At 46.6% G+C, this 22884-nt stretch carries 21 protein-coding genes and 1 riboswitch; all 21 genes read left to right on the top strand.

The window, feature by feature from the left end; all coding sequences use genetic code 11:
- Positions 1–30: 30 nt before the first annotated feature.
- The 21 genes from EIZ37_RS05055 to EIZ37_RS05155 all read left to right on the top strand — a co-directional run bounded on the left by EIZ37_RS05055 (position 31) and on the right by EIZ37_RS05155 (position 22862).
- Positions 31–2589, top strand: a complete 2559-nt coding sequence (locus EIZ37_RS05055; protein ID WP_235827890.1) for a S8 family peptidase — start codon at positions 31–33, stop codon at positions 2587–2589.
- A gap of 21 nt (positions 2590–2610) precedes the next feature.
- The gene (locus EIZ37_RS05060) at positions 2611–3066 is read left to right on the top strand and encodes a hypothetical protein (protein WP_134683483.1); all 456 of its coding nucleotides are present in this window, start codon (positions 2611–2613) and stop codon (positions 3064–3066) included.
- Between the two features lie 52 nt (positions 3067–3118).
- Positions 3119–3216: riboswitch (SAM riboswitch) on the top strand.
- Between the two features lie 126 nt (positions 3217–3342).
- The gene (metK, locus tag EIZ37_RS05065; protein WP_205683787.1) at positions 3343–4548 is read left to right on the top strand and encodes a methionine adenosyltransferase; all 1206 of its coding nucleotides are present in this window, start codon (positions 3343–3345) and stop codon (positions 4546–4548) included.
- A gap of 216 nt (positions 4549–4764) precedes the next feature.
- Positions 4765–5790, top strand: a complete 1026-nt coding sequence (locus tag EIZ37_RS05070; RefSeq protein ID WP_134683485.1) for a polysaccharide deacetylase family protein — start codon at positions 4765–4767, stop codon at positions 5788–5790.
- Positions 5774–6910, top strand: a complete 1137-nt coding sequence (locus tag EIZ37_RS05075; RefSeq protein WP_134683486.1) for a sensor histidine kinase — start codon at positions 5774–5776, stop codon at positions 6908–6910. Before EIZ37_RS05070 ends, EIZ37_RS05075 begins: the two co-directional genes overlap by 17 nt.
- A gap of 56 nt (positions 6911–6966) precedes the next feature.
- Positions 6967–7674, top strand: a complete 708-nt coding sequence (locus tag EIZ37_RS05080) for a response regulator (protein WP_134683487.1) — start codon at positions 6967–6969, stop codon at positions 7672–7674.
- A gap of 69 nt (positions 7675–7743) precedes the next feature.
- Positions 7744–8091, top strand: a complete 348-nt coding sequence (locus tag EIZ37_RS05085) for a glycosyltransferase family 2 protein (protein WP_134683488.1) — start codon at positions 7744–7746, stop codon at positions 8089–8091.
- 92 nt (positions 8092–8183) lie between these two features.
- The gene (locus EIZ37_RS05090; protein WP_134683489.1) at positions 8184–10061 is read left to right on the top strand and encodes a DEAD/DEAH box helicase; all 1878 of its coding nucleotides are present in this window, start codon (positions 8184–8186) and stop codon (positions 10059–10061) included.
- On the top strand, positions 10051–10839 hold the full coding sequence (locus tag EIZ37_RS05095; RefSeq protein WP_134683490.1) for a ComF family protein: 789 nt from the start codon (positions 10051–10053) through the stop codon (positions 10837–10839). The genes EIZ37_RS05090 and EIZ37_RS05095 overlap by 11 nt, the downstream gene beginning before the upstream one ends.
- Before the next feature lie 80 nt (positions 10840–10919).
- A complete protein-coding gene (locus tag EIZ37_RS05100) occupies positions 10920–11348 on the top strand; it encodes a TIGR03826 family flagellar region protein (protein WP_134683491.1) in 429 nt (142 codons plus the stop codon).
- 294 nt (positions 11349–11642) lie between these two features.
- Positions 11643–11918 (top strand): flagellar biosynthesis anti-sigma factor FlgM, encoded by a 276-nt coding sequence (gene flgM / locus EIZ37_RS05105; protein WP_134683492.1) that lies wholly within the window; start codon positions 11643–11645, stop codon positions 11916–11918.
- Positions 11919–11934: 16 nt separating this feature from the next.
- Positions 11935–12438 (top strand): flagellar protein FlgN, encoded by a 504-nt coding sequence (locus EIZ37_RS05110; protein WP_205683784.1) that lies wholly within the window; start codon positions 11935–11937, stop codon positions 12436–12438.
- A gap of 12 nt (positions 12439–12450) precedes the next feature.
- A complete protein-coding gene (flgK, locus tag EIZ37_RS05115; RefSeq protein WP_134683493.1) occupies positions 12451–13941 on the top strand; it encodes a flagellar hook-associated protein FlgK in 1491 nt (496 codons plus the stop codon).
- 39 nt (positions 13942–13980) lie between these two features.
- A complete protein-coding gene (gene flgL / locus EIZ37_RS05120; protein ID WP_134683494.1) occupies positions 13981–14871 on the top strand; it encodes a flagellar hook-associated protein FlgL in 891 nt (296 codons plus the stop codon).
- Positions 14872–14892: 21 nt separating this feature from the next.
- The gene (locus tag EIZ37_RS05125; protein ID WP_134683495.1) at positions 14893–15465 is read left to right on the top strand and encodes a DUF6470 family protein; all 573 of its coding nucleotides are present in this window, start codon (positions 14893–14895) and stop codon (positions 15463–15465) included.
- Between the two features lie 15 nt (positions 15466–15480).
- Complete coding sequence (fliW, locus tag EIZ37_RS05130) at positions 15481–15900, top strand: flagellar assembly protein FliW (protein WP_134683496.1); 420 nt, start codon at positions 15481–15483, stop codon at positions 15898–15900.
- An 8-nt stretch (positions 15901–15908) separates the two neighbouring features.
- Positions 15909–16151 (top strand): carbon storage regulator CsrA, encoded by a 243-nt coding sequence (gene csrA / locus EIZ37_RS05135; protein WP_134683497.1) that lies wholly within the window; start codon positions 15909–15911, stop codon positions 16149–16151.
- 176 nt (positions 16152–16327) lie between these two features.
- Complete coding sequence (locus EIZ37_RS05140) at positions 16328–17146, top strand: flagellin N-terminal helical domain-containing protein (RefSeq protein WP_134683498.1); 819 nt, start codon at positions 16328–16330, stop codon at positions 17144–17146.
- A 70-nt stretch (positions 17147–17216) separates the two neighbouring features.
- Complete coding sequence (locus EIZ37_RS05145) at positions 17217–19169, top strand: glycosyltransferase family 2 protein (RefSeq protein ID WP_134683499.1); 1953 nt, start codon at positions 17217–17219, stop codon at positions 19167–19169.
- Between the two features lie 20 nt (positions 19170–19189).
- Positions 19190–20257 carry a glycosyltransferase family 2 protein gene (locus EIZ37_RS05150; protein WP_134683500.1) on the top strand — a complete coding sequence of 356 codons (1068 nt, stop codon included), beginning with the start codon at positions 19190–19192 and terminating at the stop codon, positions 20255–20257.
- 481 nt (positions 20258–20738) lie between these two features.
- The gene (locus EIZ37_RS05155) at positions 20739–22862 is read left to right on the top strand and encodes a glycosyltransferase (RefSeq protein WP_134683501.1); all 2124 of its coding nucleotides are present in this window, start codon (positions 20739–20741) and stop codon (positions 22860–22862) included.
- The last annotated feature ends 22 nt before the right edge of the window (positions 22863–22884 follow it).

Raw genomic sequence — 22884 nt, forward strand, 5'->3', positions numbered from 1 at the left:
AGAAGAAATAGGGGAAGAAGGAACCAAGAAATGAACGTTCATAAGCTGCTTCGAGCACTCCTTGTTGTAACGATGTCCTTGTCACTGATCCAGGGAATTCCGCACAAAGCCCAAGCGCTCGAAGGAACCAATGATCGCTACTACAGAAACCAGACCTATCTGAAACAGATCAAGGCGGATAAAGCCTGGAATATCGCGACGGGCAATCAGGCGATAACGATAGCCGTGCTTGATTCGGGTGTGGATACCGACCATCCCGATTTGAAGCCCAATCTGCTTCCCGGTGTCAATTTGTTGAGCCCCGGTAAAGCGCCCGAAGATGATTACGGTCACGGGACAAGTGTGGCAGGGATCTTGGCGGCAAAAGGAAACAACGGGATAGGGGTCACGGGTGTTCTCTGGAATGCGAAGATCCTGCCTATCAAGGTATTGGACCGTTATGGCAGCCTGAATAATGTGGATGTCATCGCACAAGGGATCAATACCGCGGTTAACAGAGGGGCCAAGGTCATTGTCATGTCGATGAGCGCCTTGAATACGACGCGTGCCCTGGAAGAGGCGGTGAGCCGGGCAGAATCGCGCGGCGTCGTCTTGGTAGCGGCGACAGGAAACGAATCAAGCCGGGTAGCCTATCCGGCCGCTTTTCCAACCGTGATTGCCGTAGGGGCGGTGAACAGCAGCAACCAGCCGCTCTACTCTTCCAATTTTGGCCCGGAGCTCAATCTGATGGCACCAGGCAACAATATTTACACGACAAAAAAGGGCGGAGGCTACGGAACGCTGACGGGCACATCTGCTGCAGCACCCCAGGTTGCGGCGGCTGCAGCCTTGATTCTTTCCAAGTATCCCAAAATGACTCCGTTGGATGTACGCCAGCTGCTGTATCAGTCGGCAGTGGATCTGGGGGAAAAGGGCTGGGATCGCAAGACGGGCTACGGGCTGCTCGATGTGAGCAAACCGCTGCGCGTGACTCCATCCCGCGATATAACCGAGCCGAATAATACGCAAGGTACGGCGAAAGCATTTCCGATCGAATCGCAGGTGCGAGCTTCTTTACATGCGACCGATCAGACAGACTGGTATTACATGGACATTCCTTATGATGGGAAAGTCACGCTGAATGCGTATGTATCGACCAACTCGATCGTATCGCTGGCTGCCACCTTTTATCCGGAGAACAAGCAGCCGTTCACCTATTACATAGGAAATAGCGACTCGGCCGGGATCTCGGTAAAAGAAGGCAGGATGTACATGAAGCTGCAGCGAAGCGGGGGTGTCGGGGCGTTCAGCTACGTTCTGACGAGCAGGTTTACCATTACCCCGGATCGCTATGAGCGCAATAATGACGAGACCACGGCAAGGCCGCTTGTCGGCAATCATATTAAGCTTATCGGAAATTTCCATGAGCAAAAGGATCAGGACTGGTTCTCTTATTATGTCCGGGAAAACGGCAGGCTTAATCTGACTGTCACCACGGATACCAATCGGATGGATTTGGCGGTCTTGATCGGCAAGCAGAAGCAAGGCTGGGATCCAAAGTATGACAACAGCACGCGGGATGACCAGACGGAAAAGGTCAGCAAGGAAGTAACCCCGGGCAAATATTACATCATGCTGTCAGAGTACTGGGGCAATCAGGTCAATGGAGAGTATCAGTTTGATCTGACCTATACACCGGAGCGCCAAGATGTGAATGAGCCCAATGACAGCAGCCGTCTTGCTTCCGGTATGATCAACGGCAGCATCATGACGGGAACGCTGCCGACCCGCTATGATTATGACTGGTTCCGCTTTGATGTCGCAGCGGATTCGTACGTCACGATTCGCGCACCGTACGTTCCGGTCACTTCAGGGGTTTATCTGGCGCTGTACGATTCGCAGCTGAACTACGCGCTGGCTTCGGAAAATGAAGTGGCACAGCTCTCAGACGCAGGCAAGGATATCGTCGGAATGCGTCTGAAGCCGGGGCGCTATTATATCCGTTTAAACAGTACGGTTCCCATTAAATATGATACGTATCGCCTTACGGTGACCCAGCAGCGGCTGATCGCCGGCTACCGGGACATTTCCACCCATTGGGCCCGCTCGGAGATCGTGCGTCTGAGCCAGAAGGGTGTCGTCAAAGGCTTCCAGGATTACACGTTCCGTCCGAACCAAACGGTGACTCGGGCCGAATTTGCAACGATGCTGATCCAATCCATGCGGGAAAAAGGAATACAGGTCGGCTCGTATTCGGGCAGCAGCAAATTCAAAGATCTGACCAAGCGGCACTGGGCTTACAATAATATGATGCTGGCCTATCGCATGGGAATCCTGCAGGGGTATCCAAACAGCACCATTAAACCCAATAGCCCGTTGACCCGCGCCGAGATGGCCGTGATGGTGGCCCGTGCGCAGAATATCTATACGTATAAACGCAGCTACTCGTCCTACTCCGATGTGGCGACCACCCATTGGGCTTCTCCGGCCATTGAGTCGTTGACCACGAGGGATTGGATCAGCGGTTATGGAGCAAACCAATTCAGACCAAACGCTTATGCGCGCCGTGCCGAAATGGTTGTGCTGCTTGCCAAGGCATACAAATTATAGTTTGGAAGGGAGAGCATTTGGATGAAGAAAGTGATGAAGGGAACAATTGCTGCTGCTCTCATCGGGGCAGCGGTCGCGACCACCCAGGTATGGGCAGCGGGAAATACGGGGGTACCGGGATCCGCGGATGATCCGGTAGTCACTAAAAGCTACGTGGATCAACAAATCGCCGCTATTGGCGGCGGTGGCGGGGCAGCCAGCACCTTGAAGGTGGTCGAGCTAACTCCGGGACAGACATTGTATGGCTACGAGGGAACCGAGTTCATCGTGCGCACCGGGAGTGTCGTGTCGGTAGCAGGCAAAAATGGCGATGGCTTGACCGACCTGACAGCCGGTGCGGATCTTCGCGCAGGAGCGTGGGTCGCAGCCAATCATTTGCTGTTGATCGCCCGTTCCGATAACCGTGGGTTGCGCTTGGCCCCTAATTATGACGGTATTGCGTACGTCATGGTTAGAGGGAAATATGATTTGCGATAATAAGTATTGACACACCCTATAAAAACCATTAATGTATTATCCGTAATGGATACTCTTATCCAGAGCAGGCGGAGGGACTGGCCCGATGAAGCCCGGCAACCGACACGAGCGGTGCTAACCAGCAGAACATTTTGTTCTGGCCGATAAGAGGTTAGGGAACGCATAAAAAAGCACCTTTTCCTCATGGATGGAAAAGGTTTTTTTTTGACCGTCATAGAAACCTGCTTCGGCTACCACACTATTCGTATGGGGAATAAAGGAGGTAGAATCATGGCATTGCAAAAAGGCCGCCGACTCTTTACATCTGAATCCGTTACCGAAGGGCATCCGGACAAGATTTGCGACCAGATTTCCGACTCGGTATTGGACGCCATTCTGGCAAAAGATCCAAATGCACGTGTAGCGTGTGAAACATCCGTCACCACTGGTCTCGTACTGGTAGCGGGCGAGATCACCACCAGCACCTATGTGGACATTCAAAAACTGGTTCGCGACACCATTCGCGAAATCGGCTATGATCGCGCGAAATTTGGCTTTGACGCTGATACTTGCGGTGTGATCACTGCAATTGGTGAACAATCCGTGGATATCGCTGCGGGTGTTGACCAAGCGCTGGAAGCAAAAGAAGGAAAAATGACTGACGAGCAAATCGAAGCGATTGGTGCAGGTGACCAAGGCTTGATGTTCGGTTTTGCTTGCAACGAGACACCTGAGCTGATGCCATTGCCTATCAGCATGGCTCACCAATTGGCGCGCCGTCTGACTGAAGTGCGCAAAAACGGTACGTTGGAGTACCTGCGCCCAGACGGAAAAACGCAAGTGACTGTAGAATACGATGGAGACAAGCCTGTACGCATCGATACCATCGTGATCTCTACCCAACATGCTCCAGAAACGACTTTGGAGCAAATCAAGGCTGACCTGGTTGAGCATGTGATCAAACCAGTGGTTCCTGCTCAACTTCTGGATGCGGATACCAAATACTTCATCAACCCAACTGGCCGTTTCGTAATCGGCGGACCACAAGGGGATGCTGGATTGACTGGCCGCAAAATCATCGTGGATACCTATGGTGGTTACGCGCGTCACGGCGGCGGTGCATTCTCCGGAAAAGATCCGACAAAAGTCGACCGTTCTGGCGCATACGCAGCTCGCTATGTTGCGAAAAATATCGTGGCTGCAGGACTGGCTGACAAATGCGAAGTGCAAGTGGCTTATGCGATCGGTGTGGCACAACCTGTGTCCATCAGCGTGGATACATTTGGCACTGGCAAAGTGGCGGAAGAAGATCTCGTTGGCTTGATCCGCAAGCACTTTGACCTGCGTCCAGCTGGCATTATCAAGCAATTGGACCTGCGTCGTCCGATTTACAAACAAACTGCTGCATACGGTCACTTCGGCCGCAATGACCTGAATGTTCCTTGGGAGCGCACAGACAAAGCGGAAGAATTGAAACGCGACGCCGCTCAACTGGTAAAATAAGACTACATTTCTAAACGCATAAAACGCCCGGCATTCCTTGCAAAAGGTGCCGGGTTTTTTGTTTGCTGGATGAGACAACCTGTGCTGGAACGACATACATAAAGGTGATACGCTGTTTTTGTCGAATATTTTAGTCTTGTAGAATAGGGAAGATAAAGACTAAAATCTCCGAAGGGGGACATTTGGTACAAGCTTCCACATGACGGAGGACCCTTTGTGAAGAAACGAATACCATTTCTCGCTACTTTTTTCCTAACGCTGGTACTCGTCGTCGCAGCAGGTTTCTTGCTATCCGGGAAAAAAGAGCAAGAAACTGTAAATAATCTGCAACATTTTTCCCATGATGGTACGTCTATATCAACGCAGAAGGGAAATGAGTCTCCTGCGCTGGAGATAGGGAAGGAGCAACTGACTGTCAACAAGCAGACCTGGTACCGTGACCAGGTGGTTGTGCTTACCTATCACCACGTGGATGCAACGAGCAAGCAGCCCTTTGCGATTACGCCTGATCAGTTTGCCGAGCACATGGCATTTCTTTACAAAAATGATCTTCATCCCATTACCATGACAGAGTTTTTACGTTTTGTTGACACTGGGGTCATGCCCACCGAAAATGCGGTGCTGCTGACGTTTGACGATGGCTATGAGAGCTATTACAAGCACGCTTATCCGATTATGAAGGAGTACCAATTTCCTTCCGTCAACTTTGTGATCACGGGACGTCTGCGGGATACGGTGGAGCGCAAAAGGGAAAACATGACGCCGCCGCTCACATTTCCGGAAATTGAGGAAATGATGGCGACCGGACTGGTGGAAGTAGCATCCCATACGTACAGCATGCATGAGCAGGCGGTAACCAGCGAGTGGGGGCAGCCAGGCCCGGAGACAGCACCTGTTTATCTCGAAGACGTCAATCGTCTGGAAGAGGAGCAGGAATACAAAAATCGGCTTTACGTGGATTTTATGATGGCCAGAGTGGCACTGTCGGATTTCGTACACAAAAAAATTGAAACCATTTCGTTTCCATTTGGATATGCAAGTGAAGCTGTCGTTGAGACGGCGAAGGAAGCGGGTTACCGCTATGCGTTCAGCACGGCGCACGGGGTGGTGAAAGCGGGTGTGGATCCGTACCGGATTCCCCGCTATGACGTAGGGACCCCGGATAAAGATGGAAAGGCATTGCGCGACTTGTTCACAAGTGTGAAAACAAATTGGGGGAGCTCTCATGTACAAGCAAATTGATGTGAGCTTGCTGGATACTGTCTTGAAAAAGACGATTCAATCGGTTGAGTCGAGCAAGCATCAGATTTTTGATATCGCTGAATCGGCACGTCGTGAGAGCAATACGATGCGTTCCGAGATCGTGGAGCTCAGGCTGCAGATTGGAGAGGCGATTGACCGCGTAGATTTGCTTGAGCTTCAATACCGCAAGGCACGCAATCGACTGGTCCATGTGAGCAGAAACTTCCACGAGCATGCCGAAGAAGAAATTCGAAAGGCTTATGAGGAAGCGAACAATCTGCAGGTGGAGCTGTCAATTCAGCGGGAGCGAGAGCAGAATCTGCGGCGCAGACGCGATGAATTAGAAATGCGATTGCGTGGAATTGAGGAAACCATTAACAAAGCCGAAAATCTGATGACCCAAATCGGTGTTGTCCTGGGTTATCTGAACGGAGATTTAAGCAGGGTTGGAGAGGCGCTGGAAACCGCCAAGCAGCAGCAGCTGATGGGCATGCGGATCATTCAGGCACAGGAAGAAGAACGAAAGCGGGTCGCACGTGAAATTCATGACGGTCCTGCGCAATCGATGGCCAATGTGGTGCTGCGCACTGAAATCGTGGAAAAGATGCTGAAAAACCAGCGCATTCTTGACGCGGAGATGGAGCTGCAGGAGTTAAAAGAAATGGTTCGCTACAGTCTTGCAGATGTGCGCCGTATCATTTTCGACCTGCGTCCGATGGCACTTGATGATCTCGGCCTGGTCCCAACGCTGCAAAAATATATCCAAACGTTTGAAGATCGTACGAAATTGACCGTCGATTTGGTCGTTTTCGGCAAAGAGCAAGATTTGGAGAGTTCGGTGAAAGCAGCGTTGTTTCGTCTGGTTCAAGAATGCCTCAACAATGTGGCGAAGCATGCCAAAGCACGGTTTGTCCAGGTCAAAATGGAATTTCAACACAAGCAGCTCATGCTGGTGGTCAAAGATGACGGAATTGGTTTTCGCATGGAAGAGAAGCAAGGCAACGGTGAGTCATTTGGCTTGATGGGGATGAAAGAACGGACGCAACTTCTGGAAGGAAAGATGGAGATCCAATCCGCCCCCATGCAAGGAACGAGAGTCATGTTCCACATTCCCGTATAAGAAGAGCTTCTGAACAGATCTAGATGAAAAACGAAAAATTGGAGGGTGTAGAAGAAATGGATAGAATGAGACAGGATATTTCAATTATTTTGGTAGATGACCATCAATTGTTCCGCGATGGGGTAAAGCGTATTCTGGAGATGGAAGGCGATTTTCGTATCGTCGGGGAAGGCTCTGACGGCGCGGATGCGATTCGTCTGGCGGGAGATCTGCAACCGGATGTAGTGTTGATGGATATCAATATGCCAAATATCAATGGCGTGACAGCTGCGGAGGATGTCGTGACGGTCAGTCCAAAGTCGCGCGTCATCATTCTATCCATTCACGATGATGAAGGCTATGTGTACCGTACCTTGCGCAATGGCGCATCGGGTTACCTGCTGAAAGATATGGGAACCACCGATCTGGTAGAGGCCGTTCGCGTAGTAGCACGCGGGGGCGCATACATTCACCCGAAAGTAACCGGCAAGCTGATCGATGAATTCCGCCGCTTGTCCGAGCAGGAAGAAATGTATGAACGCGCGCCAATCAGCGACGATTCGATTTCGGTGGATCCAACCTTGATTGATTCGCTGACTCGCCGTGAACGAGAAGTGCTTCAGCTGATGGCAGAAGGAAAAAGCAACCGGGCGATCGGGGAATTTCTGTTTATCAGTGAAAAAACCGTGAAGAACCACGTGAGCAGCATTTTGCAAAAGCTGAATGTGCAAGACCGCACGCAGGCGGTAGTGATTTCGATTAAAAATGGCTGGGTGAAGCTGTAACTGCTGGCTTGACCGCAAGCACCCCGAGTAACCATCCCCGCATATTCTGTGATAGGGGAGGGGATGACCGTGATAGAGGAACTGCTGATGTGGACACTGGCTGCATACGGCTGCGCGTCTCTATTAGCCACTCTGTTGCGTCGTTTCGGGATGAGAGCTGTGTCCAATGAGCCGCTGATCCATTACCATATCCTGCTGTACAATTCGGAACAGTTGTTCGAACGGGAAGTGAGACGGCTGGTGTCCACTTCGTACTGGCGCGGAGAACGTCTGCGGATTTCGTTTACCGATTACGGTTCGACCGACGACACGATGAAGATGATAGATATTTATGAGCGGAACGATTTCGGTTGGCCGGATGGAATTCAGGCGGGCAGTCAAGTCGTGACGATTGACCTGCGAAGTCAGGCAGGGTGAGGGGAGCGTAGATGCTCTCCTTTTTTCTTTGCACCGGCCTCTTTCTTTTTGCACACTGGGCAGTAAAGAAGAGGTTCGAGGAGGTTTTGCGCATGCCGGAGTACCTGCTGTATGTCAAAGAAGAAAATCGGACGAGGCAAGCCTATATTACACCCTGCTTTGAGGTGGACAGGCATTTCTGGGAGCAGGAGGACGGCAGGCGGCTGCACATTATCGGCAAAAGTCCGTCCCTGGCGATAGCTTTTATGCTTCGGGAACAGGTCAATCAGCGCCTCGCGCATGATGCTGGCATCGATTCATTAAAACAGCTGGCCCATACCGCGGTGCGGGAATCCTCGGTATTGTACGGCAGAGCAGTAGAGGAAACAAAGGATTGGTTTCAGTTCTCGCCAAGCGGGGGATTAGAAGAGAAAGGCAGGAATGATCATGTAGCAGCCGACCTGCCAATCGAAGCAGACAGGCTGCGGAGGATACTTTCGGGCAGAGCGCTTTTATGGGAGGAGATCGTCTATCTGTGGATGCAGCACGGGGGTGACGAGAGCGTCTTGCTCCGGCTCATCCAATGGCTGGTATTGGAGGGGAAGGCGGTCCTGCTCCCGGGGATCCGCTTGGTGTTGAAAAAGGGCTTATGGCGTAATCGGCTGCTGGCTGTATGCGAACGCTGTGGTGAGGCGGACTCGATCCATCTGGCGTACTGCTATCGCTGTGAGCAGGGATGTGGGTACTGTGCGGCATGCATACAGATGGGACAGAGCAAATGCTGTGCGAGGTATGTGTGTGTAGCGGGAGAACTTGATACGGCCATTTCGAGAGCTGGCCATCCATTTGCGTCCGGCCATGAGTCATCAGAGAAGCCGGCTTTGCTGGAGTGGGAAGGCACCTATACCCCCTGGCAGGCAGAAGCGGCAGAGCGGGCCCGTCAATTTGTTGCGGCTCAGGACTCATCCAGCGAATCGTTCCTTTTGTGGGCGGTGTGCGGCGCGGGGAAGACAGAGCTGTTGTTTCCGTCGATTGCCGATATGCTTGCCTCCGGAAAAAAGGTGCTGGTAGCCACTCCGCGAAAGGATGTTGTGTTAGAGCTGGCTCCGCGTCTGCAACGGGTCTTTCCGCGTGTAAAAGTGATTGCTGTGCATGGTGCGAGCGGCGAAAAGTGGGAAGAGGCGGATGTAGTCGTATCGACAACCCATCAGGTCATGCGGTTTTATCGCAGGTTTCCGCTGGTTGTCGTAGATGAAGCGGATGCGTTCCCGTATCACGGCAATCCGATGCTGTATCGGGCTGTGCAGCGGGCAGTCGCTTTGGGCGGGAAGCAATTGTACCTCACCGCGACGCCACCGAAGAAGCTCAGAAAAGCACTTGTCCCCGCCAGGTTCGGTCTGTATGCGCCGTATTCTCCGACCCATACGATGTTGCCGCAGCGCTACCACGGACATCCTTTGCCCGTTCCGAAGCAGATGATTGTTGCAGGATTGCAGCAAAAACTGCGTAGAAACCAGCCGCTGGGAGCGTTTCTGGAGCAAGTGCGCCATTCGCTCACAGATGACAGGCGGGTTTTCGTCTTCGTGCCAAGGGTGAACGATGTGGAGGAGATGACCCAGTACCTTACCTATTTCTTGCCGGACTGCCACGGAAGGATTGCGGGGGTTCACGCCGCTGATCCGCTTCGGGACGAAAAGGTCAAAGCGTTTCGTGACAGGCAGCTTTCTTTGCTTGTCACGACAACGATCCTGGAGCGAGGTGTGACGATCCCGCAGAGCGACGTCATTGTCTGGGGAGCGGATAATGCGGTGTTTGATCAAGCGTCCCTTGTACAGATTGCGGGACGTGTGGGACGTTCGGCCGATTCCCCGGGAGGCACAATATTATTTCTGGTCGAAAAACAGGCCGAAGCGCCGCGAGAAGCGATTCGGGAGATCAAGCGGATGAACCGGTTGGCGCAAAGGCTGCGGGGGAACCAACATGCTGGGTAAGGTCAGCCGGTGTGTGATTTGTTCGCTTTCACCGCGATCTGCCATGCGGCAAGAGCGTGTAAGACAGCTGGCGAAGCGCTTGGGCAACGAGTCAGTTTACCCGCCTATGTATCGGCTTTTGGATAAGCTGCCTCTATGCGTGGCTTGTATGGAAGCCAAGTTACCTTTTCAAGTGGGACCGCAGTGCCTCGTTTGCGGTAGGGTGATGATGAATACCCCAGATGAGCGCTGTACAGATTGTCAGCGCTACGCAGACGGCCACCTTTTGCAAAATCGGAGCATGATGGCCTATCAGGAGTGGGGAAAAGAGGTGATCCGCCAGTTGAAATATCGCGGCGATGAGCATCTCTCCGCTATGCTGGCCACCTTGCTTGCGATCGGTTATTATCGCTATTATTCTCATATTCCGTTTCGTATCGTCACAAATGTGCCGTTACATCCATCCCGGTTGCGGGAGCGGGGATTTGATCAAGCCGCGCTGCTTGCCAAACACTTTGCCGAATCGGTGAATCTGTCGTATTTTCCTCTACTGCGACGTGTGAAAAATACCGATAAATTAAGTAAACAAGCGGGACGATTTGCCCGTTACCAGAGCATGCACAACGCGTTTGCGCCATGTGAGGAGTGGGCGAGCCGTACATGGAAGGCTGCGCCGCATATCCTCATCATTGACGATATTTATACGACGGGCTCAACCCTGCGTGCCTGTGCATCTGCGATTCACTCGCTACCGAGCCTCTCGCAGGCTTCGATCCGTAGTCTTACGCTATTCCGCTAGGCAGTGGGTACGGAATCATCAATTTTGCCAGACAGCTTCGGATGTGAGAGTGTAAACCCGCTTTGAAAGGAGTTATGACTATGAGCTTAGGAAAACTGGATAACTGCCCGCGCTGTGATACCCTTTTTGTAAAAGGCGTGCGTGATGTATGCAACAACTGCTACCAGCAGATTGAAAAAGAGTATGCGAAGTGCGCGGAATACCTGCGCAAACGGGAAAACCGGGGTGCCAACATCCATCAAGTGAGCGAAGCGACCGGCGTCTCCATCAAGCAAATCACGAAATTCATCAAGGAAGGGCGCATTTCGGTAGCGAACAACCCGAATATGGGCTATCCGTGCGAGGGATGCGGCTTGATGATCATCTCGGGAACACTTTGCGACGATTGTAAGAAAGGTTTGCAGCGTGAGATTGGCTACGATAAGGATCTCGCGGAGCGCTTGAGCGCGGAGGAAGAGAAGAACCGCAAATCCGCATTGGCTTACAAAAGCAGGGAAAACAAGCAGTAAGCGCGAAAAGAAAAAACTAATCATTTTTGTAACAATTGCCGATGATAGTAGTAAGAGATCATCGGCTTTTTCGGTCGATAAGAATTTATAAAATTCTCATCGACATAAGAGCAACTAAGGCCCGCCAAAGGCTTGGCGGAGCCAAGTTTTCTAATAAAGTGNGCCCGCCAAAGGCTTGGCGGAGCCAAGTTTTCTAATAAAGTGGAACCTATTTCCACGAGGTGAATACGGAGGCCGGGCTAAGGTCTTATGCCAGGTCTTCTAATTTCTCGAACTACTGAGAGGGTGTTAAACATGCGTGTGAATGAACCAAATCGCACAGGTATGATCAATGCGTATAACAAGGCGAACAAAGCTCAGGCGGTCAGCGATGCCAAAGTGAAAATGGGCAAAGATGAAGTGCAGATTTCCACCGAAGCGCTCGAGCTGCTCAAACAGGTAGAGGCAACCGAAGAACCGGTTCGCAAGGATAAAGTGAATGAACTGAAGCAGCAGATCGAAAACGGCACGTACCACGTATCCAGCGACAAAATCGCGGAGAAATTCCTTTCCTTTTGGAAAAAGCCGTAGAAAGCGGTGAATCATCATGTCACGATTGAGTGAACTGTACGAGACGCTGGAGAACTTGCTGAATCTGCATAAAGCACTGTACACACTGGCGATCGAAAAGAAGCCGGTGTTGATCCGTGGAGATGCAGACGGACTGACCAAGCTCACGCATCAGGAGAAGAAGCTGATCAAAGCGATCGAGACGACGGAAGCCATCCGGATGGAGCAAGTGCGCCAGATCATGGCAGAAAAGGGCATTGCCCAAAGGGAAGGCACCATCACGGAACTTATCAAATCACTCACGTCAGCAGAAGAAAAACAGCGTTTGTCCCATTACCGCGACGAATTGTTGAGGGTTGTCACAGCTCTGCGTGAAGCAAACGATCTCAATCAGCAGTTGCTTGAGCAATCCCTTTCTTTTGTGGAGATGACGCTGAATCTGGTCACAGATTCTCCCGAGGAAGACTTCGTCTACAAAAATCCCAAAATGCAAATGGGCAATGGCCAATTTGCCCGTTCTTATATTAATAAAAAAGCGTAAAGAGGTGCTGAGATGCGTTCGACCTTCCATGCCTTAGAAGTCAGCAAACGCGGACTGTTTGCCCAGCAATCCGCTTTGAATACGGTGAGTCACAACATTGCGAATGCAAATACAGAAGGCTATACCCGCCAGCGCGCCCACATGCAGGCGACGACGGGCCTTCCTTATCCGGGCTTTGATGCCGCGATCGAGCCGGGTATCCTGGGGACTGGGGTGCAGGTTACGGATCTGCAGCGTATTCGCGAGGATTATCTGGATGTGCAATATCGCAATGAATTCAAACGCCAGGGCTACTGGGAAGCGCGTTCGGAGACAATTGAAAAAATTGAAGACATTATGAATGAACCATCGGAAACCGGCTTGCAGAAGGTCATGGACCAAATGTGGCAGGCGTGGCAGGATTTAGCCAGCGATCCATCAGACCAATCGGCTCGTGCGGTTGTACGCGAACGTGCCCAAGCGGTTGTGGATACCTTTAACACTTTGAGCACACATCTGCAGGAAGTAAAGACCGATCTGGATACGGTGATCGGGGTTAAAGCGAAAGAAATTAATTTACTTGGACAGCAAATCGCTAGCCTTAACGCACAAATCGCCGATGTGGTGCCGCATGGTTATCAGCCGAATGATTTGTATGACCAACGCGATGTGCTGCTGGATAAGCTCTCCAAGCTGACACAGGTAAATGTAACGCAATCCACCAACGGCATGGTGAATGTGACGATTGACGGAAGGGATTTTGTAACGGGTAGAACCTCGGTAGCGATGGCTACACAGCAAAACCCAGATACCGGCTTGCTGGACATCACGCTTGGCGGCGCAGCCTTTGTTCCGCAAAATGGTTATTTGGCGGGCACCTATCAAGCTCGTGGAGAAATTGTTCCGTATTATCAGAATCAGCTGGACATTCTCGCAGTGAACCTAGCGAAAGAAATCAATGACGTGCACCGTACCGGATTAAGCCTTTCCGATATTAAAGGATCGGGTACTTCCGGCGATCTTCCGTTCTTTGTGGATGCGGACGCGTCCGCAGCGGATCCCGCATCGAAAACGTATCCGGCGAGTGCTGCGAAAATGGCGATTAACCCGGCAATTCTCGCGAGCTTGGATGCGATCGCAGCGGCTCAAGCCGAGACACCGACTACGCCGGTAGGTAACAACAAAAATGCGCTAGCCATAGCATCTATCAAAAACAAAGTGGTCCAAGCGGGCACCGGTGTGAATGACCTGAAGGAAAACACCACACTGGACGACTTTTATCGCTCCACAATCGGGGAGCTGGGGGTTGACGGCCAAGAAGCGGAGCGCAACCTGTTGAATGCGGAAATGATCGTGGGCACGGTGGAAAATCAGCGCCAATCGGTTTCCGGTGTAGCGATCGATGACGAAATGGCAGATTTGATCAAATTCCAGCATGCCTATTCTGCAGCAGCACGTGTGATGACCAGCGCGGATGAGCTATTGGACAAGATCATTAATGGAATGGGACGTGTAGGTCTCTAGAATAAACAGATAAACTGAACAAGATGGGGAGGTCCTGACATGGCAATTCGCGTCACGCAAAATATGTTGAATAGCAATATGTTGCGCAACCTGCATAATTCCATGCGCAATCTGGACAAACTGCAAGAACAGCAAGCGACGGGGAAAAAGATTAACCGACCAACGGACGATCCAGTCGGGGCTTCGCGTGGGATGTTTTATCGGACAAGTTTGATTGAGAATGAGCAGTATAAAAGCAATGCGGATGAAGCGGCTACCTGGATGGATATGACCGACGAGGCGATGGATCAGATCGGAGATATTTTGAAACGTGTTAGCGAATTAGTAGTTGCATCAGGTAATGATACTGCATCTGCAGCTGACAGACAGACCATGGGGACAGAAATCAAAGAACTGAAAAACCAGTTGGGCAGTTTGGCTAATCAAACAGTCAACGGACGTTATATCTTCGGAGGTACTGATACGTTGACGCCTCCTTATAATGAAACGCTTGGCAACTTCACCAGTACCAATAGCACAGAAATTCAGATTGAAGTAAGTGAGAAAGTATTTGTATCTAAAAATATTAATGCACAAAGGATCTTTAATTTTCCCGATAATGCCAATAATATGTTTAAAGTCTTAGATAATATTGTGGCTACTTTATCTGCAGGAAATTCTGCCTCCTCTTACGATTCAGCGTTAAACGGTCAGTATGATAATTTACTTACTGAGCGAGCGTCGCTGGGTGCACGTGTCAACCGAATTGAGCTTGTCTTGGATCGATTAGAGAGAGCCGAAGTATCATTGTCTGAACAGCAATCAAAAATCGAAGACGCAGATATGGCTGATGTAGCAACGGAATTGTCCGCGGAAGAAAGTGTTTACAAGGCAGCTCTTTCTGTAGGAGCAAAGGTCATTCAGCCAACCTTGTTGGATTTCCTGCGATAGGGAAACTAGGAGGTAGTATGGATGCAATTACCTAAGATACAAATGTCTCAAACTTATCTTCAATTAGGTTTAAACATTCGGAAGCCGGTTCAGGAAATTGAGCAGCCTATGGCTGAACTCAATCTCCGACAAGAACCGGCCATTATCGAAATTCGTCAGCCACAAGGTGTGCTGTCGATTGATTCCACTCGTGCTCGTCAAAGTCTTGGGATACGGACACCAATGGAATTCAGCGATTATAATGCAAGTTTTGGTCGGGATAAATTAATGGAGTTTATCGCCAACACGGTGGCAGAGGGAGAACGTCTAGGTGCGATTGAAAAGGGAGGCAACCCCATCGCTGATATGGCTTTCGAAACCTTTGCTACGGCAACGACCCCTGATATTCCTCCTCCTACTTATGATGAAGGGGTAGATATCAGTTTTCAGGCAAGACCAGCGGAGATTAATGTGGAAAGACGTGGAATGAAGATGGATCCTCAGATTCATCAGCCCATTCTAAAGTACACTCCTGGGAAAGTGGAAGGATATGTCAAACAGTGGAATAGCCTCCAATTAAGTGTAATTGGTCTTAATGTCGATCGTTCTTTGTAAAAAGGAGATGGCTGCATGGCAAGAGAAAACAAGATTGAGTTAGGGAAGCTATTTTTTGAAGAAGGACTGCCTGGTTTTCAAAGCCTGCAGTTTTTTCAATTATTACAGGAAGACCCAGATAGTCCATTCTTTGCGTTACAATCGATGGAAGATGAATCGGTAAGTTTTTGGGTAGTCAATCCCTTTGTTTTTTTTGCGGATTATGAATTTACACTACAGGAGTCATCCAAACAAAACTTGAAGCTGGAAGGGCAAAGTCCCGTTTTTGTTCTTAACGTGGTGACAGTACGTGAAAGTGGAGAGGTAACCGTAAATTTAAAAGCACCGATCGTTGTGAATCAGGAAAAGAGAATGGCTAGACAAGTAATTCTTAATGATGAAAAGTATGCTGTGCGACAACCGCTGTTTCAGTTGAAGTCAGCTGTTAATGAGTAGGTGAGAGAATGCTAGTTCTTTCTCGGAGAAAAAACGAGTCGATTATGATTGGTGAAGACATCGAAATTAAAATTGTCGGCGTTGAAGGAGATCTAGTGAGGATCGGGATTGAAGCGCCACGAGCGGTTGAAGTTCATCGCAAGGAAATCTTTCTAGCGATTAAGGAAGAGAACCAGTTGGCGTCTCAAAGAAAACCGGACTGGTCTGTAATGAAACAAATGATAAGCGATATGAAATCTGATGAGAAGTAGTCATCAGGTTTTTTCTTTTTAGCGAATAAAATCAAAAAAACACTAAACATGTCTAAATCTCCATCCGATAATAGTAGTGTAGGGGAAATCAAGCAAGCGCGCGATTGTGAGAGGACCCCAAATCAAAGGAAAATAGCCACATGGACGTGGCTATGACAATCAAGGAGGAAAATAGAATGATTATCAACCACAATATTTCTGCTCAAAACACTCACCGTCAATTGGGAGTAAACACTGGTAACCTGTCCAAGAACGTTGAAAAACTGTCTTCCGGATACCGCATCAACCGCGCTGCAGACGACGCTGCTGGTCTTTCCATCTCCGAGCGCATGCGTTCTCAAATCCGTGGTATGGAGCAAGCTGCACGCAACTCTCAAGATGGTATCTCTTTGATCCAAACTGCTGAGGGTGCACTGCAAACAGTTAACGACATGCTCGTTCGTGTAAAAGAATTGGCTACTCAATCTGCGAACGGAACTTACGATTCTACTGCTGACCGTGCTCGTCTGCAAGAAGAGTTGACTGAGTTGAAAAACGAAGTAACAAACATTCAAAATAACACTAAGTTCAACGGGATTAATCTGCTGAATGGTACCAACTCCATCACGCTTCAAATTGGTGAGGCTAGCACTCAAACAATTTCTCTGAATGGTGCAAGCTTCTCTCTTACTTCTGTTACTTCTGCTTTGGGAAGCTTTAGCATCTCGACTCAAGCAAGTGCATCTGCAGTTCTGGCTAGCATCGAAGCTGAAATCAACCGAGTATCTGCTGCACGTTCTTACCTCGGTGCAAACCAAAACCGTTTGGAAAACACTATCAACAACCTGAACATCACTTCTGAGAACTTGACTGCTGCTGAATCCCGTATCCGCGACGTAGATATGGCGAAAGAGCAAATGGCGTTCACTAAGAACAACATTCTTACTCAAGCGGCACAATCCATGTTGGCACAAGCTAACCAATTGCCACAAGGTGTTCTCCAACTTCTCCGCTAATATCAGGAAAAAGAGAGCAAGAATATCTTGCTCTCTTTTTTTAAAAAACGAGTTTAGAAAGGAATCAGCTATGAAAATTTCAGCTTGTGTAATCACCAAAAATGAAGAAAGAAATTTGCCTAGATGCCTGGATAGTGTAAAAGATATTGTATCTGAGATTATTGTTGTAGATACAGGCTCTACTGACAAAACAGTCGATATAGCGCTTTCGTATCATGCTACTGTTCTTTTTTTTGAATGGGTGAACGATTTTGCACAAGCCCGGAATTATGCCTTAGAACATGCAACTGGAGATTGGATCATTTTCCTTGATGCTGATGAGTATTTTTCTCCGGACACTGTTCCACTCATCAAACAACAAATTCTTGAGGCAGAAGAAAACAATGCTGAGGGAATTGCTGCTCTCATGCTGAACTTCGAACAAGTATCCAAACAAGTGATAAACACTATGCTTCATGTTCGAATCTTTAAAAAGGCTCCATATATTAAATATGTGGGTGCAATTCATGAACGTATTGAAAATGTGAACGAGAAAATGAGGGTACACTATGCCCATGAGGTCATACAAATTATACACACTGGATATTCGATTGATACAGTAGTTAATAAACAAAAGAGCGATAGGAACTTGGAAATTCTATATAAGGAATTAGAAAACAAGCCAGAGAGTAGTGATCTCTGTTTTTATATAGCTGAGTCATTAATGGTTAAAGGTGAATATGAAAAGGCATTGGAATATGCTAATCGAATGCTATGCTACAATAACTCCTCGTTAATGGGGATTTACGAGAAGAACTACTTAAATATTTTGAGTTGTATGTTGAAACTGCAAAGATCAGAAAAAGAGATAGTGCAGATCATTAAAGATGCTATAGCGAAGTATCCTGGTTTCCCAGATTTTTATATATTTTTAGGAGATTTTTACAAAGCAGCGAGTCGATACGAAGATGCAATCGAAGTATATCAGACAGGACTTAATCTATTAGATAACTTTATTTCTTCTCAATCAAATGCACATTCAAATATTAATACAATACTTGTGAATATGGGAATTGTACTTTATAAAGCTGAATTATTTCCTAATTGTGTGGAGAAGTTGGTACAATCGTTAAATGTTGATCGTTATCATTTCCTGTCGTTACAATTTTTAATGCGTGTTTTCTCTAAATTTGAGAAACCATATGATATACTGCAATACTTTAAAAAAATATACAATTATTCAGATCGAAAAGACATCATATATCTGGTCAGAGCCTCATTAGAAGTGTTGCCCCAATTATCCCAGTATTACTTTGATTTGCTTGATGCGGAAACACAACTTTATTTTAAAGAAGAAAAGGCTTATCTGGCTTTATTAAATGGTGATTTTCAAAACGCAATGCTACTATACCATGAATTAAGTAATACAGAATCAAAAGAGAAAGTGAAATATTCCGTACATGCGATTGCATCTGCATATCTCGGTGGAAACTTAGAACAATATAAGGAAGAGCATCGTATATCTGAAACAAGGGTATTACTTGAATCATTGCTTGAAAAAAAATCAGTAAGTTCAAGTGGTGTAGTTGAAATTTGGGCCCAGTTATTATTGATTTTCATTAAAGTGAAAAAAATAGATGAACTAGTCCAACTAAAAGACGCGTTGGATGAATCACAATTAGTCTTTATGCTTGCAAATGCGCTAATGGAGTCAGAACACTTCTCCGCCGCGAGTATGTTTTTCGATGAGTATTTCCAAAAGCGTGGGGAAATGTTCGAAAGAGAAGATATAGATGGACTTATTAACTATTCTGAATGTCTACTTATTTCGGGAGATCTAGGTAGGGCTGAAGAAATTTTAAATAGGGTTAAGTTTGAATATCCAGAAAAGTATAGGGTTTATTATTTATTAGTGAAAACGTCTTTGGAAAAAGGAAACCATAGTAATGTAGTGAGTGTGGTAGAGGATGGTCTAATTTACTTCCCCGATTCGGTTTATCTACAAAAACTGAAACACATTGTGAGCTTCTCTTTACAATCGTAGGAAGGTGGGTTACTTCATTAATGACAAAGTTGTCGCTTGCAATGATCGTAAAAAATGAGGAAAAGCATCTCGAACGATGTCTTCAAAGTGTCCGAAATATAGTTGATGAGATGATCATTGTAGATACAGGTTCACAAGATCGTACAATTGAAATTGCTCATTCGTTTGGGGCAAAAGTTGTTCACTATAAATGGAATCATAATTTTTCTGAGGCGAGAAATGTTTCGATTAATCATGCATCCGGGGAATGGATATTGATACTGGATGCTGATGAATTTGTATTAGGTGGCCAGAAAGAAAAAATTGAAAGCTTTATTTCTGGGAAAAAAGCGGTGGGAAGGGTATCATTGATCAGTAAGTTTGAACACAATGGCGAGGTAAGGTACTCTACGTCCTTTCTTTCAAGATTATTTCCCAGGGGTGTTTTTTACGAAGGGTTCATTCATGAGCAGGTTGTTACAGATTTGCCTCATTTAAAAACTGGAATTGAAATTTTTCATGAAGGGTACTATAAAACTGAGAAAAGTAATAGGAATTTACCTATTTTATTGAGGCAATTGGAAGTGAACCAAAGTGATCCATACATTCTTTTTCATATAGCCAAAAATTATAAGAATATGGGATTAGCAGAAAAAGCTCTTGAGTACTTTGTATCTGCATACAATTATCGAAACCGTAATGAAGGTTATACCCCATTGTTGATTGTAGAGTACTTACAGACGTTGCTAGAAGCAAGGCGTTTTTCAGAAGGGCTAGAAATAATCAATAATGAATCCGATTATTTGAGTGCATATCCTGACTTCCACTTTGCAGTAGGGATGTTCTATCTAGACTATGTTTCCCAAGATGTTATGAATAGGTTACATTTTCTTGATGACGTTGAGAGAAGCTTTTTAACATGTTTAGAAATTGGTGACGTTTCAAATTTTGATAGTGTAAATGGAACGGGAAGTTATCTAGCACTATATAATTTAGGAGTCCTTTATGAGGTAACGGGTGATATAGAAAAAGCAATCTTGTGTTATGAAGATGCAAGTAGATTTAATTATGCTCCTGCTGAGGAAAGGCTTGCTTTACTAGAAATTTAATTTTAAAAAATCCTTGTTTAATAAACTTATGAATTGTGTAGCAGACGAGAGATAACCTATTTTACAGCAATTTCAATCCGTGTCAGAGGAATGTTTGTGGTAGACTTCACCTTAAGGGTGCTCTTTTCTTAGTAGGTGATGTTCAGACACCATTCTACTAAAGATTTGGAGCAGTTATATATTTTTGAGATCAGGTCTGTATCATCAACCTCGATGGGCTTAGTCGCAATTTGTTTAGCAACCCCTATGTAGGATTGTTGAATTACTGAGGGAATTGGTATGGATACCTGTATATAGTGGGAATATTTAAGGGATTGTCAGTCCAATCAGGGAAATGATATCATCTTAATAATTTCAGAAGTTCGACAGGATTTTCTATAATTAGACATAATTAGATAAATGGGGATCCCGTTCAAGATTAAATTTATTACAAATTCCTATACAATTTATCCATTAAAAATGGCTGGGTGGAGCTAAGATTATGAAACCGGAAAATGCGTTAGAAAACATGAAACGATTAATTGAGGATGGAAATCTAAAGGACGCTTTTGACATTGTGAGATCTCTTGATGAAATAGGTTATTGTGATCCTGAATATATTAATGCCAAGGCTATACTTCTCTTCGCAATGGGGAAACCAGAAGATGCCGTAGATACCTTGTTTGATGGTCTATCACGAAATCCGGAATATGCAGATCTGTACTACAATTTGGGTTATATTTATTTTGAAAGCGAATTTTTTGTCGAAAGTGCACTTTGCTTTGCTGCTTTTTGTAGATATGCGGCAGATTCGGTACAAGACAAAAAAGAAATTATTGAAGAAATTGAGAGTAAGATGAAGCAAATTTCGAAACTTTATGTCGTGTTCGATAGTTTTAGATCTGCTACCAGCCAAGATTTTATCTTAATAACAGAGAAACCGTTCGGGGAAGACACGGCATTTATGTTGTTTACATTTATCTTGCGCCAGTGGGACAACCGAATTTTTTATTTGGCTGAGCATGTCGAAGTCAATGTTGAAGTTTCTCCTGAATTGGGTGACATCCTTACGATCATTTTCGAGAATATGGAGGACAAAGACGGCATTCATCTCATTCGACCAGTGATGCTTCGATCCGAAAAATATAAGTTTGACACCACTCCTTACATTATTCAGAAAATTACAGATGAATTTAGTCCTCGTCGCCATTGTGATGTGATTTGCCGTTCGAAAGTGCTGGGTACGATTGAAGATGCTGATACCCTTGAGGGCACAGGTAATCGGTTTGAAACCGTTTTTGCCCCCACTAATCACGAAGTGGAAGACGTGCTTTCTCATGGCTTGTTTGGTGATTTCCATCACACTCTTACTAAACTATACAACGTTAATATTTCTAACAATAGGACAGCACCCTCTTTGTTGATGAGCATTGTGATTCCAACCCGGAATAATGCGGAAACATTGGAGCATACACTGAAAACCTGTCTTTACGATCAAGGTGATGATTTTGAAATTGTTATTAGTGATAATAGCTCACCTGATAACGAAGACACTCTGCGGCTTGTTCAGAGATTAAATGATCGGCGCATTAAATACTATCGTCCAGATCGGGAACTGCTACTTAAAGAAAGCTTTGAATTTGCATATTGCAAAGCGGAGGGTGAATTTATATTTTCGATCGGATCCGATGACGCGGTGTTACACCGGGGGTTGGAAACGTTGCGGAACGTCCTAAAGCATTTTCCGGATGAAGATGTGATTATCTGGGACCGACTGTTGTATTGTTGGCCTGGGGTAAGCAAGAGTCAGGAGGATCAGCTTGTTATTCCAACTTGTTCTTATCAAGCAGATAATGTCCAAATTGGCTATATAGATTGCGATGATTCTCTTCAAGCCGTTATTAATTTGAGCGTTTCTATGTACACGCTTCCTATGTTTTATATCAATTCCGGATTTCGCCGAAATTATATACACAAAGTAATAGAGAAGACTGGGAAGTTTGTTGATGGTGATTCACAAGATATTTATATGGGTTTGATGAACTATGCTATAAACGATCGTTTGCTTTATATCCAGCACCCAATCACAATAGCGGGGATGTCTTCTCATAGTGCTGGTATTCAAACTACCAAAATGCTTCAGTCAAGCGACGAGGAAATGGAGTATCAGAAAAAAAATAGACAATTTGGTACCAACTATCAGAGAGTTTATAATACCAAAGTGTTTCCACTTAGAGGGTTCTCCGATAAATGGCTACTGTTTAACCAGTATGCAAAAATATGCCAAAAACGAATAAATCCCAAGTTTAATCTAAATCGTTTGAATTGGATTTTGGCGTATTCCTCATGCGTGGAATCTCTTTCGGCAACTGATCCTAGTTTTCAAGAGAGACTTCACGAATATGAAGTTTCTTCAACAGCTCTTGGGGATGAGGAGTTTAAACGATGGTTTAAAGAAACGTACTCAGAAAACCCCAACTTTAAAGGAGCGACTTATCTTAACCCTACTGAAAAGCAATACAAGCATGGAATCCAAAATGGTTCATTGGTTTTGGATACATCCCTTTTTGGAGTGCAAAATGTATATGACGCCTGTGAATTGTTTTACAAACTATTTCGTATCTAAAAGCGATACAGTAAGGGTGATA

The organism is Brevibacillus migulae (assembly GCF_004521915.1).
GTDB lineage: Bacteria > Bacillota > Bacilli > Brevibacillales > Brevibacillaceae > Brevibacillus_F > Brevibacillus_F migulae.